This window comes from Streptomyces chartreusis, assembly GCF_008704715.1.
Taxonomy (GTDB): Bacteria; Actinomycetota; Actinomycetes; order Streptomycetales; family Streptomycetaceae; genus Streptomyces; species Streptomyces chartreusis.
In genome coordinates this window covers 7,351,647-7,366,531 of the sequence record NZ_CP023689.1, presented here as the reverse complement: position 1 = coordinate 7,366,531, position 14,885 = coordinate 7,351,647, and the positions used below count along the sequence as shown (strand labels likewise).

The 14,885-nt window shown below is 70.3% G+C and carries 11 protein-coding genes and 1 tRNA gene; 4 read left to right on the top strand and 8 right to left on the bottom strand.

Annotation, left to right across the window (positions count from 1 at the left end; all coding sequences use genetic code 11):
• Nucleotides 1–873 carry an ABC transporter ATP-binding protein gene (locus CP983_RS44995; protein ID WP_030949401.1) on the top strand — a complete coding sequence of 291 codons (873 nt, stop codon included), beginning with the start codon at nt 1–3 and terminating at the stop codon, nt 871–873.
• Entirely contained in the window at nt 870–1,586 is a 717-nt protein-coding gene (locus tag CP983_RS32415; RefSeq protein ID WP_030949404.1) for an ABC transporter ATP-binding protein, read from the top strand. The genes CP983_RS44995 and CP983_RS32415 overlap by 4 nt, the downstream gene beginning before the upstream one ends.
• An 80-nt stretch (nt 1,587–1,666) precedes the next feature.
• Here the strand turns inward: CP983_RS32415 and CP983_RS32410 are convergent, their stop codons facing one another.
• On the bottom strand, nt 1,667–2,323 hold the full coding sequence (locus CP983_RS32410; RefSeq protein WP_107907113.1) for an ANTAR domain-containing response regulator: 657 nt from the start codon (nt 2,321–2,323) through the stop codon (nt 1,667–1,669).
• A 101-nt stretch (nt 2,324–2,424) separates the two neighbouring features.
• Here CP983_RS32410 and CP983_RS32405 point away from each other — a divergent pair.
• Nucleotides 2,425–2,499: transfer RNA gene (locus tag CP983_RS32405), tRNA-Leu, on the top strand.
• Between the two features lie 73 nt (nt 2,500–2,572).
• Here CP983_RS32405 and pyk read toward each other — a convergent pair.
• A complete protein-coding gene (gene pyk / locus CP983_RS32400) occupies nt 2,573–4,009 on the bottom strand; it encodes a pyruvate kinase (protein WP_107907112.1) in 1,437 nt (478 codons plus the stop codon).
• 142 nt (nt 4,010–4,151) lie between these two features.
• Complete coding sequence (locus tag CP983_RS32395; RefSeq protein WP_150503538.1) at nt 4,152–4,865, bottom strand: SIMPL domain-containing protein; 714 nt, start codon at nt 4,863–4,865, stop codon at nt 4,152–4,154.
• A 138-nt stretch (nt 4,866–5,003) separates the two neighbouring features.
• Here CP983_RS32395 and CP983_RS32390 point away from each other — a divergent pair, with 138 nt between their 5' ends.
• Complete coding sequence (locus CP983_RS32390; RefSeq protein ID WP_150503536.1) at nt 5,004–6,812, top strand: bifunctional metallophosphatase/5'-nucleotidase; 1,809 nt, start codon at nt 5,004–5,006, stop codon at nt 6,810–6,812.
• A gap of 58 nt (nt 6,813–6,870) precedes the next feature.
• Here the strand turns inward: CP983_RS32390 and CP983_RS32385 are convergent, their stop codons facing one another.
• The 5 genes from CP983_RS32385 to pepN all read right to left on the bottom strand — a co-directional run bounded on the left by CP983_RS32385 (nt 6,871) and on the right by pepN (nt 14,846).
• Entirely contained in the window at nt 6,871–7,251 is a 381-nt protein-coding gene (locus CP983_RS32385; protein ID WP_107907110.1) for a hypothetical protein, read from the bottom strand.
• 4 nt (nt 7,252–7,255) lie between these two features.
• On the bottom strand, nt 7,256–8,929 hold the full coding sequence (locus CP983_RS32380) for a hypothetical protein (protein ID WP_150503534.1): 1,674 nt from the start codon (nt 8,927–8,929) through the stop codon (nt 7,256–7,258).
• Between the two features lie 367 nt (nt 8,930–9,296).
• Nucleotides 9,297–10,748 carry a lysine N(6)-hydroxylase/L-ornithine N(5)-oxygenase family protein gene (locus CP983_RS32375; protein WP_150503532.1) on the bottom strand — a complete coding sequence of 484 codons (1,452 nt, stop codon included), beginning with the start codon at nt 10,746–10,748 and terminating at the stop codon, nt 9,297–9,299.
• Entirely contained in the window at nt 10,745–12,148 is a 1,404-nt protein-coding gene (locus tag CP983_RS32370) for a pyridoxal phosphate-dependent decarboxylase family protein (RefSeq protein ID WP_150503530.1), read from the bottom strand. Before CP983_RS32370 ends, CP983_RS32375 begins: the two co-directional genes overlap by 4 nt.
• A 190-nt stretch (nt 12,149–12,338) precedes the next feature.
• Nucleotides 12,339–14,846 (bottom strand): aminopeptidase N, encoded by a 2,508-nt coding sequence (gene pepN, locus CP983_RS32365; protein WP_167537796.1) that lies wholly within the window; start codon nt 14,844–14,846, stop codon nt 12,339–12,341.
• Nucleotides 14,847–14,885: the final 39 nt, after the last annotated feature.

The following is a 14,885-nucleotide window of genomic DNA, read 5'->3' as shown; positions in this document are numbered from 1 at the left end:
ATGACGACCACCACGACAGCACCCAGCACGACCACGGTGCTCGACGCGAGCGGTGTCACCATGCGCTTCGGCGGTCTGACCGCCGTCCGCGACGTGGACCTCACCGTGAACACCGGAGAGATCGTCGGACTGATCGGCCCCAACGGCGCCGGCAAGACGACCTTCTTCAACTGCCTCACCGGTCTGTACGTGCCGACCGAGGGCAAGGTCGCCTACAAGGGCACCGTCCTGCCGCCCAAGCCGCACCTGGTCACCCAGGCCGGCATCGCCCGTACGTTCCAGAACATCCGGCTCTTCGCCAACATGACCGTTCTGGAGAACGTGCTGGTCGGACGGCACACCCGGACCAAGGAGGGCCTCTGGTCGGCGCTCCTGCGCCTGCCCGGCTTCAAGAAGGCCGAGGACGCGTCCCGGGCCCGTGCCATGGAGCTCCTGGAGTTCACCGGTCTGGCCGCCAAGGCCGACCACCTCGCCCGCAACCTGCCCTACGGTGAGCAGCGCAAGCTGGAGATCGCCCGGGCACTGGCGAGCGAGCCGGGTCTGCTCCTCCTCGACGAGCCGACCGCCGGTATGAACCCGCAGGAGACCCGGGCGGCCGAGGAGCTCATCTTCGCCATCCGGGACCAGGGCATCGCCGTCCTCGTCATCGAGCACGACATCCGGTTCATCATGAACCTCTGCGACCGGGTCGCCGTGCTGGTCCAGGGCGAGAAGATCGTCGAGGGCCCCGCCGAGGTCGTCCAGGCCGACGAGCGCGTCATCGCCGCCTACCTCGGCACCCCGTTCGAGGGTGCGCCGGGTGCGGCGGAAGCCGCCGAGGTCGAGGCTGCGGAGGCTGACGCGCAGAGCACCACGGAAGGGGACGACAAGTGACCGCACTGCTCGAGGTCGAGGACCTCAGGGTCGCTTACGGCAAGATCGAGGCCGTCAAGGGCATCTCGTTCAAGGTGGACGCGGGCGAGGTCGTCACCCTCATCGGCACCAACGGCGCCGGCAAGACCACGACCCTGCGCACCCTGTCGGGTCTGCTCCAGCCGCTGTCGGGCGAGATCAAGTTCGACGGCAAGTCGCTGAAGAAGGTCCCCGCGCACAAGGTCGTCTCGCTGGGGCTCGCCCACTCCCCCGAGGGGCGGCACATCTTCCCGCGCATGACGATCGAGGACAACCTCCGCCTCGGAGCGTTCCTGCGCTCCGACAAGGAGGGCATCGAGAAGGACATCCAGCGCGCCTACGACCTGTTCCCCATCCTCGGGGAGCGTCGCAAGCAGGCCGCGGGCACCCTGTCCGGCGGTGAGCAGCAGATGCTCGCCATGGGACGGGCGCTGATGTCCCGGCCGAAGCTGCTCATGCTCGACGAGCCCTCCATGGGTCTGTCGCCGATCATGATGCAGAAGATCATGGCCACCATCCAGGAGCTCAAGGCCGCGGGCACCACCATTCTGCTCATCGAGCAGAACGCCCAGGCCGCGCTCTCCCTGGCCGACCACGGCCATGTGATGGAGGTCGGCAAGATCGTCCTCTCCGGCTCGGGGCAGGACCTCCTGCACGACGAGTCGGTGCGCAAGGCGTACCTCGGCGAGGACTGATCACCCGGCTGATCAGCCGCACGAACGAGGCCCGTGCCCCCCGGTCAGTGGCACGGGCCTCGTTCGTGTTCGCGGGTGCGTCAGCCCTTGGATGCCTTCTTCTCGTCGGCGTCCTGGATGACGGCCTCGGCGACCTGCTGCATCGACATGCGGCGGTCCATCGAGGTCTTCTGGATCCACCGGAACGCGGCCGGCTCGGTCAGGCCGTACTCGGTCTGGAGGATGGACTTCGCGCGGTCGACCAGCTTGCGGGTCTCCAGGCGCAGGGTGAGGTCGGCGACCTCCTTCTCCAGCTCCTTCAGCTCCGTGAAGCGGGAGACGGCCATCTCGATGGCCGGCACGACGTCGCTCTTGCTGAACGGCTTGACCAGGTAGGCCATGGCACCGGCGTCCCGGGCCCGCTCGACGAGGTCGCGCTGCGAGAACGCGGTCAGCATCAGCACCGGGGCGATGCTCTCCTCGGCGATCTTCTCGGCCGCCGAAATGCCGTCCAGCTTCGGCATCTTGACGTCGAGGATGACGAGGTCGGGCCGGTGCTCGCGGGCCAGCTCCACGGCCTGCTCACCGTCACCGGCCTCTCCGACGACCGTGTACCCCTCTTCCTCGAGCATCTCTTTGAGATCGAGCCGGATCAGCGCCTCGTCCTCGGCGATGACGACGCGGGTCGTCAGCGGAGGCACGTGCGACTTGTCGTCGTCGGGCGCGTCTACGGGCTGGGGCGACTCGGGGGCGGTCACGAAGGCTCCTCGTTCAGGGGCATGGGTGCTGCTGACAAGAGCCTACCTAGCTACGGTAAGGTGGACGCGCGGAGGGTCGGGGGAAACCTTGGATTCTTCGAGCCCCGGTAGCCCAATTGGCAGCAGGCAACGGATTCAAAACCCGTACAGTGTCGGTTCGAGTCCGACCCGGGGCACTTTTCCTTCGATTTCAAGGTCGCAATTAGGGCCCCTCAGGTATGAGGGGCCCTAAAGCTTTTCCGGGATTTTCTACTTGGGGCTGTCGTCCTCGCCGATGTGGTGGACGCGGACCAGGTTCGTCGAACCGGAAACCCCGGGCGGGGATCCGGCGGTGATGACGACGGTGTCGCCCTTCTGGCAGCGGCCGTATTTCAGGAGCAGTTCGTCGACCTGGTCGACCATCGCGTCCGTGGAGTCCACGTGCGGACCCAGGAACGTCTCCACGCCCCACGTCAGATTGAGCTGCGAGCGGGTGGCCGGCTCCGGGGTGAACGCCAGCAGCGGGATGGGCGAGCGGTAGCGGGACAGCCGGCGGGCCGTGTCGCCGGACTGGGTGAAGGCGACCAGGAACCGCGCGCCCAGGAAGTCGCCGATCTCGGCCGCGGCACGGGCCACCGCGCCGCCCTGGGTGCGGGGCTTGTTGCGCTCGGTCAGCGGCGGCAGGCCCTTGGCGAGCAGGTCCTCCTCGGCGGCCTCGACGATCTTCGCCATCGTCCGGACGGTCTCGATCGGGTACTTGCCGACGCTGGTCTCGCCGGACAGCATCACCGCGTCGGTGCCGTCGATGACCGCGTTGGCCACGTCGCTGGCCTCGGCGCGGGTCGGGCGGGAGTTCTCGATCATCGAGTCGAGCATCTGGGTGGCGACGATGACCGGCTTGGCGTTGCGCTTGGCGAGCTTGATGGCACGCTTCTGGACGATCGGGACCTGCTCGAGCGGCATCTCCACGCCCAGGTCGCCGCGGGCCACCATGATGCCGTCGAAGGCGGCCACGATGTCGTCGATCGCCTCGACGGCCTGCGGCTTCTCCACCTTGGCGATCACCGGGAGGCGGCGGCCCTCCTCGTCCATGATGCGGTGGACGTCCTCGATGTCGCGCCCGCTGCGCACGAAGGACAGGGCGATGACGTCGAAGCCGGTGCGCAGCGCCCAGCGCAGGTCCGCCTCGTCCTTCTCGGAGAGGGCCGGCACGGAGACGGCGACACCGGGGAGGTTCAGGCCCTTGCTGTCGGAGACCATGCCGCCCTCGACGACGGCGGTGTGCACGCGGGGGCCGTCGACGGAGGTGACCTCCAGGCAGACCTTGCCGTCGTCGACGAGGATGCGCTCACCGGGAGAGACGTCGGCGGCGAGGCCCGAGTAGGTGGTGCCGCACTGGTGGCGGTCACCCTCCGCGCCCTCCTCGACGGTGATGACGAACGAGTCGCCGCGTTCAAGGAGTACAGGTCCTTCGGTGAAGCGGCCGAGCCGGATCTTCGGGCCTTGAAGGTCGGCGAGCACGCCGACGCTGCGGCCGGTCTCGTCGGAGGCCTTTCGCACGCGCTCGTAGCGCTCCTCGTGATCGGCGTGGTCGCCGTGGCTGAGGTTGAAGCGGGCGACGTCCATTCCGGCGTCGACCAGTGCCTTTATCTGGTCGTACGAGTCGGTGGCGGGGCCCAGGGTGCAGACGATCTTTGCTCGGCGCATGTTTCGACTCTATGACTTACCGGCGGGTAGAGAATTGGCCCAGCGTGACTACTCAACAACCTTTACGTGAAGGGCTATTGACAAGTGTTGAATTGTGCGGCGGGGCGCTCCGATGAGCGTTCGAAAGGCCCCGCCGGGCAATTCAGAGTTGCGGCGGCGTCATGGTGAAGCGGGCATTGACCTGGGCGTGCACGTGCTGGCGCTGGGGCTCCAGATCGAGCGGGGCCGCCGCGTCCTCCGCCGCTCCGTAGGCCATGGAGCGCATCCGGCCGCCGGGCGCCTGCGGATAGGGCGGCGGGGCGTTCTCCGCGCCGATGTCGGCGAGCTCCACCAGCGCCGCCAGGGACGAACCCAGCGCCTCCGCGTACTCCCGCGCCCGCTGCACGGCCTCCCGCACCGCCTGCTGGCGCGCCTGACGGTGTGCCGGCGAGTCGGGGCGCAGGGCCCACCAGGGACCGTCCACGCGTGTGAGATCCAAGTCGGCCAGACGGGTGGTCAGTTCGCCCAGCGCGGTGAAGTCCGAGAGGACGGCGGTGATGTGGACGCGGCCGTGGTAGGCGTGGACGCGCTCGCCGCGGCCCTTGTCCTTGAGCTCCGGGCTGATGGAGAAGGCGCCGGTCTCCAGGCGCTCGACCGCGTCGCCGTAGGTCTTGACGAGGTCGAGGACGGCGGTGTTGCGGCGGGTCAGGTCGTCGAGGGCGGCGCGCCGGTCCTTGCCGCGGGAGGCGACGGTGACGCCGATGCGGGCGATCTCGGGATCGACCTCCAGACGGGCCTCACCGCGCACGGCGATGCGCGGGGCGTCGGGGGTGCCGTAGGGGACGGCCGGCTGAAGTTCCTCTGATGGCACGGTCATACGTCCCACTCTGTCATCGCTTGCTCTGGTACGGCTCCCACGGGTCACCAGATCGAAACCTCACGGGTCTGTTGCCGCTCGCCATGACCAGGTCAGAATCTACGCGCGTTGTCGACCATTCCCACGGGAGAAGCACTCATGCCGTTGAACCGCCGGAAGTTCCTGAAGAAGTCCGCCGTGACCGGAGCGGGGGTGGCACTGGCCGGGGCGGCGGCGCCGACGGCACAGGCGGCGGAGGCAGAGGCCATGACGGCGAAGAAGTGCGAGAAGCGGTACTCGCTGACGGTGATGGGCACGACCGACCTGCACGGTCATGTCTTCAACTGGGACTACTTCAAGAATGCGGACTACACCGACGCCAAGGGCAACGCGCAGGGCCTGGCCCGCGTGTCGACGCTGGTGGACGGGATCCGCGCGGAACGGGGCCGGCGCAACACGCTGCTGATCGACGCGGGCGACACGATCCAGGGCACCCCGCTGACGTACTACTACGCCAAGGTCGACCCGATCACCGCCAAGGGCGGCCCGGTGCACCCGATGGCGCTGGCGATGAACGCCATCGGCTACGACGCGGTGGCGCTCGGCAACCACGAGTTCAACTACGGCATCGAGACGCTGCGCAAGTTCGAGGAGCAGTGCCGCTTCCCGCTCCTCGGTGCCAACGCGCTGGACGCGAAGACGCTGAAGCCCGCCTTCCCGCCGTACTTCATCAAGAGCTTCCGGGTGCAGGGCGCTCCGCCGGTGAAGGTCGCCGTCCTCGGCCTGACCAACCCCGGCATCGCGATCTGGGACAAGGCCTATGTGCAGGGCAAGCTGACCTTCCCGGGTCTGGAGGAGCAGGCCGCCAAGTGGGTGCCGAAGCTGAAGGCGATGGGCGCGGACGTGGTGATCGTCTCGGCGCACTCCGGCTCCTCGGGCACCTCCTCCTACGGTGACCAGTTGCCGTACATCGAGAACTCGGCGGCCCTCGTCGCGCAGCAGGTGCCGGACATCGACGCGATCCTGGTCGGCCACGCGCACGTGGAGATCCCGGAGCTGCGGGTCACCAACGCCAAGACCGGCAAGGACGTCGTGCTGTCCGAGCCGCTGTGCTTCGCCGAGCGGCTGTCGCTGTTCGACATCGAGCTGACCTTCGCCAAGGGCCGCTGGACGGTCGAGAAGGTCGCCGCGTCGGTCCTCAACTCCAACACGGTCGCGGACGACCCGAAGATCACCAAGCTGCTCTCCGACGAGCACGAGAAGGTCGTCGCGTACGTCAACCAGGTCGTCGGCACCGCCACCGCGACGCTGACCACGGTCGACGCCCGCTACAAGGACGCCCCGATCATCGACCTGATCACCAAGGTCCAGGAGGACGTCGTCAAGGCAGCCCTGGCGAGCACGGAGTACGCCTCGCTGCCCGTCATCGCGCAGGCGTCCCCGTTCTCGCGCACCTCTGAGATCCCGGCCGGCGAGGTGACGATCCGGGACCTGTCGAGTCTGTACGTGTACGACAACACGCTGGTCGCGAAGCTGATGACGGGCGCGCAGCTCAAGGCGTACCTGGAGTACTCCGCCGAGTACTTCGTGCAGACCGCCCCCGACGCCGCCGTCGACGTGGAGAAGCTGACGAACGCGGGCAACCGTCCCGACTACAACTACGACTACGTCTCCGGACTGTCGTACGACATCGACATCGCGCAGGCGGCCGGTTCGCGGATCAAGAACGTGACCTACAACGGTGCCGCGCTCGACGACGCGCAGAAGTTCGTGTTCGCGGTGAACAACTACCGGGCCAACGGCGGTGGCGCGTTCCCGCATGTGGCGGTGGCGCAGGAGCTGTGGTCGGAGTCGACGGAGATCCGCACCCGGATCGCGGAGTGGGTGACCGCGAAGGGCGTGCTGGACCCGAAGGACTTCGCGTCCCTGGACTGGAAGCTGACGCGCAACGGCACGCCCGTCTTCTAGGGGCGGGCAGGGGAAGGCCGACGGCCGCTTCTTGCGAGCCGTCGGCCTTCCCGTCCGTTCAGAACAGGCTCGTCACGCTGTCCTGGATGGCCGCCACATCGCCCGCGACGGCGGCCGTGGCCGCCACGCCGGGTGCGAGGAAGCCGAGCCAGCGCAGCAGGACGCCCCGGCGGGGCTCGTCCTCGGCGAGTTCGGCCTCGACGCGCTCGGCGGCGTCGACGAGTTCCTCGCCGTCCTCGTACTCGTCCTGGTGGCTGCGTACCTGTTCGAGCAGCAGCCGTGCGGCGGCGCGCAGTTCGGCGACGGCGGCCTCGCGGTCGGCCGCGGCCGGGGCGCCGGTGGTCGCGGTCGAGCGGTTGACGGCGACCGCGCTGCCGTCGATGCGGATGTCGCCGCCGGCCTGGATGCCGCTGTTGTCGCCGGCACCGGTCCCTGTCATGCGGTCACCTTCCTCGGTTGGCGGGCGCGGCGGGGGCGGGAGGTGTGGCGGGCGCCGGTTGCCCTGCCGCACCCGCCGCCTGGCCGCGCTTGAAGACTCCGGCGATGCTGCCGCCGACGCCGACGGCGGAGCCGTTCAGAGTCACGTCGCCGCCCGCGTACAAGCCGGTGTTGTAGATGGTGGTCTGACGCTGGATCAGTTCGTTGGTGTCGATGTCGTGGTCCTCCAGGAACTCCACCAGGGCGTCCAGTACGCGGTGCTCGACGGTCTTGGCGTACAACTCCCGGTCGAGCTGCTGGAAGTAGCGGTAGTAGAGCTTGTCGCTGGCCGCGTCCCTGATGCTGAAGGACGCCCCGTAGTTGAAGGTGCGGTGGCGGATCTCCTGGGCCTGACGGCGTTGCTTGCCGTGCTGGTTGAACGGCGCGAACAGGCCCGCGGCCACCGAGAAGGGCGCCCCGACCAGCTGGAGCGGCGCCCGCAGGCCGGCCTGGGCGACCAGGGTCGAGAACTGCCGGAAGGTCGGCGTGTCCAGCAGCTGGTCCGCGATGCGGTAGCGCTCGCGCACCGGGGCGAGCAGGGAGCTGCTGCCCTCGATGAAGAGCATCTTGCGGTCGGACAGCAGGGCGCACCGCAGGAAGAAGGTGATCGCGAGTTCACCGCTCCAGCCGGTGACCCGGATGGCCAGATAGGGACGGGCCCGGCCCTTGCCGTCCTCGCGCAGCGCGTCGAGGAGCTCCGGCGAGACCCTCGCGCTCGGCGGTCCGGCGGGGTTCGGCAGCAGTTCGGAGCGGGTGCGGCCGTCCACCTCGTACTGGAGGTCCTTGCCGTTGACCAACAGCAGGTCCTCGACGTGCACGCCGGGCAGCTTCAGGTCCCCGACCCGGGCGGCGAGATGGTCGTTGAGCTCGTGCACGGTGAACGGCATGACCTGCTTGCCCTCTTCGGGGCGGGCCGTGTCGAGTGCGAACGACCAGGTGCTCGTCGTCTCTCCGTAGCCGACGAAGGGCGCGTACATCGAGGAGACCACGACGTTGCCGCGGTCGCGCCGCTCGATCTCCTGGATGCGCCGCCGTGCCTCCGAACTGACCGGATCTGGGGCCTTGTCCGGGGCGAAGTTCGCCCGGCTGAGCTGCTTGGCGACCACGCCGTAGTGCACCAGCAGGGACTCGACGGCGACGATGATCCAGGCGACGAGCCAGCCCAGGACGACCGCCGAGCCGAAGCCGTTCGGCAGCATGATCACCACGATCAGCAGCAGTACGGCGAGCAGGACGTCCCGCCCCACCTGGCGGCGCCGGGCCGCGAGGGCGTGCCGCAGCACGCAGCCGAGGTCGACGCCGGGCGAGGAGGCGACCGCGCGGCGCGGCTCCTCCACGATCTGCTCGACGGCCTTGCGGGCGAACTTGGTGTCCGTGTGGACGGCGGTGCACAGGTACCGGGTGATGTCGGGGGCGAAGCGGGTGCTCCGGTCCGCCCCGGGGGCGTGGGCCGGCGGGGCGGGGGCGGCGCGCCGGGCGCCGGCGGGCGGTTGCGTCGGTACGGCGGGGACGGTGGGCGGCGCCGGGTCCGGACTCTTCGTCGGGTCGGCGCCGCGTAACAGGCCGCAGTTGGCGCAGGCGGTGTAGCTGCGATCGTTGTCCGCCTGGCAGCGCGGGCATTTGAGGGTGGGAGTGGTCATGGCTCTGTTTCCTCCTCTCGGTTTTCGCGCTCAGGTCGTGCCCGTCCGTTTCGAAATCGGCGGCGCCATTCGGATTCGGACGGTGATGAGATTCAGCCATTTCCGGTGATCGGAAAGGCGCTCGCGGAAAAAGCGGCGAGGGATACGGCGGGGGCGGGACACCGCGCCTGGAGCAGCGGGGTTGCCGAGACCGGCGGCATCGGAAGGCCGGCCCTCGATCGAAAGAATCGTTTCCCGGATCGGACGCCCCCGTTGCCGCCGCATGAACCGGAAGATATCAGCGCGCCGGGAAGGATGGGAGGGACACGGGATATTCAAGTGGCCTTTTCCGCGCCCTCTTCCGCGATTCTTCACCCCTTCCCCGTTTTCACCGCCTGTCGACCAGCGGGGTGAGCACCGGTGCCTTGCGCGCGGCCGGGATGAGGGGCTGCTGTTCGAGGCCGAAGGTGGTGAACGCGGTGCGGCCGGGCAGCGCGTAGGTCTCCTTGCCGGTGACGGAGTTGAGGATGCCGGCGCTGCGCCAGGCCGCGAGGCCGAGGTCCGGGGTGCCGATGCCGTGGGTGTGGCGCTCGGCGTTCTGGACGTAGACATGGCAGCCGGAGCCGGTGACGGCCGGGTCCATGACCAGGCGGTTCCGGTCGTCGATCCGGGGGCGTTCCCGGCTGTCGCGGCGCATGTAGGGGTCGAGGCCGGCGAGGATGCGGTCGAGGGAGCGCTCGCGGTAGCCGGTGGCCAGGACGACCGCGTCGGTGGTCAGCCGTGAGCGGGTGTTCTGCTGGATGTGCTCCAGGTGCAGCTCGACCCTGGTCGTGGCGAGCCGGCCTGCGGTGCGCACACGGACGCCCGGGGTGAGGACGGTGTCGGGCCAGCCGCCGTGCATGGTGCGGCCGTAGAGCTCGTCGTGGATGGCGGCGAGGGTGGCGGCGTCGATGCCCTTGTGGAGCTGCCACTGGGAGTCGAGGAGCCGGTCGCGGACCGGTTCGGCGAGGGCGTGGAAGTAGCGGGTGTAGTCGGGGGTGAAGTGCTCCAGGCCGAGCTTGGAGTACTCCATCGGCGCGAAGGCCTCGGTGCGGCCGAGCCAGTGCAGCTTCTCGCGGCCGGCGGGGCGGTGCCGGAGCAGGTCCAGGAAGATCTCGGCGCCCGACTGTCCGGAGCCGATGACGGTGATGTGCTCGGCGGCGAGCAGGGTCTCTCGGTGGGCGAGGTAGTCGGTGGCGTGGATGACGGGCACGGCGGGCGCCTCGACCAGGGGCCGCAGCGGGTCGGGGACGTACGGCTCGGTGCCGATGCCGAGGACGATGTTGCGGGCGTAGGTGCGCCCGAGCGCCTCGGCCTCCCCGCCGGGGGCGATCTGGGTGAAGTCGACCTCGAAGACGTCGCGTTCGGGGTTGAAGCGGACCGCGTCGACCTGGTGGCCGAAGCGCAGCCCGGTGAGGTTCTCGCAGACCCAGCGGCAGTAGGCGTCGTACTCGGCGCGCTGGATGTGGAAGCGCTCGGCGAAGTAGAAGGGGAAGAGCCGGTCGCGGTGCCTGAGGTAGTTCAGGAACGACCAGGGGCTGGCGGGGTCGGCGAGCGTCACCAGGTCGGCGAGGAAGGGCACTTGGAGCCGGGAGCCGTCGATGAGCAGCCCCGGGTGCCAGGAGAAGGCGGTGCGCTGTTCGTAGAAGACGGCGTCGAGTTCGGCGAGCGGCTGGGCGAGGGCGGCCAGCGAGAGGTTGAAGGGGCCGATGCCGATGCCGACCAGGTCTCGGGGTGTGTCGGCGTCCTGGCCCGGGGGGTTGGGGTGCGGGTCGGCAGCGGGGTTCGACTGCGGGCTCATCGGGGGGTGTTTCCTTCCACCAGTGTCAGGAGGGCGGCCAGGTCGTCCGGGCGCGTACGGGGGTTGAGGAGGGTCACCTTCAACCACAGGCGCCCGTCCGCGCGGGCCCGGCCGAGGACGGCTCGGCCGTCGGTGAGGAGCGTTCGCCGTACGGCCGCGACGTCGTCGTCGGCGGCGTGTGCGGGCCGGAACAGGACCGTGCTGAGGGTGGGCCGGTCGTGGAGTTCGAAGCCGGGGTGCTCGTGGACGAGGGCGGCGAACTCGCGGGCGCCGTCGCAGACCTGCTCTACCAGCCGGCCGAGGCCGCTGCGGCCGAGGGTCTTGAGGGTGACGGCGATCTTGAGGGCGTCGGGCCTGCGGCTGGTGTGCAGGGAGCGGCCGAGCAGATCGGGCAGGCCCGCTTCGGTGTCGTCGCCGGCGTTGAGGTAGTCGGCGCGGTGGTGGAGCACGGCGAGATCGGCCGCGTCACGGACGGCGAGGAGACCCGCGGCGACGGGCTGCCAGCCGAGTTTGTGCAGGTCGAGGGTGACACTGTCGGCGGCGTCCAGGCCGGCCAGCAGATCGCGGTAGCGGTCGCTGAAGAGCAGGCCACCGCCGTAGGCGGCGTCCACGTGGAGCCGTGCGCCGTGCGCCGCGCACACGGCCGCGATCTCGGGGAGGGGGTCGATCATCCCGGCGTCGGTGGTGCCGGCGGTGGCGGCGACGAGGTGCGGGCCGGGCAGCGCGGTGAGGGCCTCGTCGAGGGCGGCGGGGTCGAGGGCACCGGCCGGGGCGGGCACGACGACGGGCTCGGCCAGCCCGAGCAGCCAGGCGGCGCGCGGCAGCGAGTGGTGCGCGTTGGCACCGTGCACCAGCCGTACCCCCGCGCCGCGCGCCTCCCGGGCGAGCAGCAGGGCGACCTGGTTGGACTCGGTGCCGCCGGTGGTGATCAGGGCCGTGGGCACCTGCCGGGCCGCGATACCGCCTCGTCCCCCGGTCCCGGGCTCGAAGACCTCGCGCGCGAGCGCCCCCGTCACCAGCGCCTCCAGCTCCGAGGCTCCCGGGGCCTGGTCCCAGGAGTCGAGGGAGGGGTTCAGGGCGGAGACGGCGAGGTCGGCCGCGGTGGCGAGGGCGAGGGGCGGGCAGTGGAGGTGGGCGGTGCAGAGGGGGTCGGCGGGGTCGGCGGCGGTCTCCGCGAGGGCGCGGACGACGGTGTGCAGGGCGTTCGGCTCGCCCTGGTCCGGCAGTACGTCCCCGACCGCGGCCCGCATCCGCGCCGCCACCGCGTCCGGCCCGCCCGCGGGCAGGGGCCCCTGGCGCAGCAGCGCGCCCTCACTCAGCGCGTGGAGCACGGTGTCCAGCAACGGCCGCAGGGCGTGGGGACCTTCGGGGCCTGACGCGAGCGACGCAGGCGTGCTCATCGTGTCCTCCCGGGCGCTGGGCGAGAAGGACTTCCAGCTTGTACCCGGATGGACGACGCCGCCCGAAAAGCCCAATGACCGGAACCCGAAAGGGGGTACTTCCGTGCGAGGAAAGCGTGTCGGACTCGGTGTGCGGACTTCGGCGGAGTAAGGGGCGCCCGCAGGGACGGCGCCCCCTACGTCGGACGTACTAGTGCGTCCGGCCCTCCCGCACCCTCAACGCCCTTGCCAGGTCGTCGAGTTGGTCGGCGAGCCGGCGTCGCAGGGCCGGGATCGGATCGCCGTCGCGCAGGCACTCCTCCCCCAGCCTGAGGGCCTCGGCGTCCACGGCGTGCACCGGGAAGGCGTAGCGGCCCGCGGCTTCCGCGATGGCGGGGCCGCGGCGGGCGGCGAGGGCGACGGAGTCCTTGTAGAAGCGCGCCACGTACGGGCTCACCAGGTCGGCCTGTTCGGGCTGCCAGAAGCCCATGGCGGTCGCGGTGAAGAGGTAGTTGGACAGGTCGCTGCTCTCGTCGGTGGTGAACAGCGCCTCCCACGCCCTGGCCTTGGCCTCCTCGTCGGGCAGGGCGGCCCGGCAGCGGGCGGCGCCCTCCTGCCCGCTGGCGCTCTGGTCGCGCTCCAGCTCGGCGGCGATGGCGGCCTCGTCGACGGCGCCGAGTACGGCGAGGCGGCCCATGACCCGCCAGCGCAGCTCGGGGTCGAGCTCGGGTCCGCCGGGCACCGTGCCGTCGGCGAGCCAGGCGGCGATCGTGTCGGGGTGCGCGGCCACGGAGATGAAGTGGCGTACGGCGATGAGCCGCAGGCCGGGGTTGTCGCCGTCCTCGGTGCGCCGGATCAGGTCGCGGCACAGGGCGGACAGGGTGGCCAGGGCGGCGGGCCGCTCCTCCGCGGGCAGGTAGCGGTCGGTGACCTGGCCGACGGCGAAGGCCAGGACGCCCTGCACGACGGCGAGGTCGGTCTCGCGGGGCAGGTGGGCGCGGGCGGCCTCCAGATAGGCGGTGGCGGCCAGTTCGCCGTCGCGGACGGCGTCGCGCAGGGCGTTCCAGACGACCGCGCGGGTGAGCGGGTCGGGCAGCCCCGAGAGGCGCTCGCGCAGGGTCGTGAAGGACTCGGCGTCGAAGCGGACCTTGGCGTAGGTCAGGTCTCCGTCGTTGAGCACCAGCAGGGCCGGGCGCTTGCCGATGGGCAGCGGCGTGCTCTGCGGGACGTCGATCTCCAGGCGTCGGCGCAGGGTCAGGTGGCGGCCCTCGTCGTCTCCCAGGTCCTGGTCGTACAGGCCGACGGCGACGCGGTGCGGGCGGCTGCCCGCTTGGTCGACGGTGAGGCTGTAGGTGCCGTTGTCGCCGGGTGCGATCTGCGGGGTGAGGGTGTCGACGCCGGTGGTGCGCAGCCAGCTGTCGGCCCAGGCGTGGACGTCGCGGTCGGTCGCGGAGGCGAGGGAGTCGATGAAGTCGGCGAGGGTGGCGTTGGCGAACCTGTGCCTCTCGAAGTGGGTGTTGATGCCGGCGAGGAAGTCCTTCTCGCCGAGCCAGGCCACCAGCTGGCGCAGCGCGGAGGCGCCCTTGGCGTAGGAGATGCCGTCGAAGTTGAGCATGGCGGAGGCTGTGTCGTGGACGTTCTCGGGGGCCACGGGGTGGGTGGAGGGCCGCTGGTCGGCTTCGTAGCCCCAGGCCTTGCGGGCGACGCCGAAGTCGACCCAGGTGTCGGTGAAGCGGGTGGCCTCGGCGAGGGTCTGGTAGCCCATGTACTCGGCGAACGACTCGTTCAGCCAGATGTCGTCCCACCAGCGCAGGGTGACGAGGTCGCCGAACCACATGTGGGCCATCTCGTGGGCGATGACCATGGCGCGGGTCTGCCGCTCGGTGTCGGTGACGGCGGAGCGGTAGACGAACTCGTCGCGGAAGGTGACCAGTCCGGGGTTCTCCATGGCGCCGGCGTTGAACTCGGGGACGAACGCCTGGTCGTAGGAGTCGAAGGGGTAGGGCTCGTCGAACTTCTCGTGGAAGCGGTCGAAGCACTGCCGGGTGACCTCGAAGAGCTCGTCGGCGTCCGTGTCCAGGTAAGGGGCGAGCGAGCGGCGGCAGTGGAGGCCGAAGGGCAGGTCGCGGTGCTCGGTGCGCACCGAGTGCCAGGGGCCGGCCGCGACCGCGACGAGGTACGTGGAGATCAACGGGGTGCGCGTGGCCTGCCAGCGGCCATCGCCGGTGTGCTCGGTGCGGCCGTTGGCCAGCACGCTCCAGCCCTCGGGGGCGGTCACGGACAGCTCGAAGACGGCCTTGAGGTCGGGCTGGTCGAAGGCGGCGAAGACGCGCTGGACGTCCTCCATGAACAGCTGGGTGTAGACGTAGGTCTCGCCGTCGGTGGGGTCGGTGAAGCGGTGCATGCCCTCGCCGGTGCGGGAGTAGCGCATGGCCGCGTCGATGCGCAGCTCGTGCTCACCGGCGGCCAGGCCCTTCAGGGGCAGTCTGTTCCCGTCCAGGGTCTCCGGGTCCAGGGGCCTGCCGTCCAGCGTGACGGAGCGCAGCTCGGCCGGCTTGACCTCGACGAAGGTGTCCGCGTCGGTGCGCGCGGTGAACGCGATGACGGTGCGGGAGTCGAAGGTCTCGTCCCCGGTCGTCAGGTCGAGCTCGATGGTGTAGCGATGGACGTCGAGGAGCTGGGCACGAGTCTGCGCTTCGTTGCGCGTCAGTACGGACATGAACGACATGCTGCCTGATGCCGCTGACCAGGCACAGGG

Bases quoted from the DNA above. Each gene is read 5' to 3' on its own strand.
- pepN (WP_167537796.1), bottom strand. From the start codon at position 14,846: ATGTCCGTACTGACGCGCAACGAAGCGCAGACTCGTGCCCAGCTCCTC.
- CP983_RS32390 (WP_150503536.1), top strand. From the start codon at position 5,004: ATGCCGTTGAACCGCCGGAAGTTCCTGAAGAAGTCCGCCGTGACCGGA.
- CP983_RS32375 (WP_150503532.1), bottom strand. From the start codon at position 10,748: ATGAGCCCGCAGTCGAACCCCGCTGCCGACCCGCACCCCAACCCCCCG.
- CP983_RS32380 (WP_150503534.1), bottom strand. From the start codon at position 8,929: ATGACCACTCCCACCCTCAAATGCCCGCGCTGCCAGGCGGACAACGAT.
- CP983_RS32370 (WP_150503530.1), bottom strand. From the start codon at position 12,148: ATGAGCACGCCTGCGTCGCTCGCGTCAGGCCCCGAAGGTCCCCACGCC.
- CP983_RS44995 (WP_030949401.1), top strand. From the start codon at position 1: ATGACGACCACCACGACAGCACCCAGCACGACCACGGTGCTCGACGCG.
- CP983_RS32385 (WP_107907110.1), bottom strand. From the start codon at position 7,251: ATGACAGGGACCGGTGCCGGCGACAACAGCGGCATCCAGGCCGGCGGC.
- pyk (WP_107907112.1), bottom strand. From the start codon at position 4,009: ATGCGCCGAGCAAAGATCGTCTGCACCCTGGGCCCCGCCACCGACTCG.
- CP983_RS32395 (WP_150503538.1), bottom strand. From the start codon at position 4,865: ATGACCGTGCCATCAGAGGAACTTCAGCCGGCCGTCCCCTACGGCACC.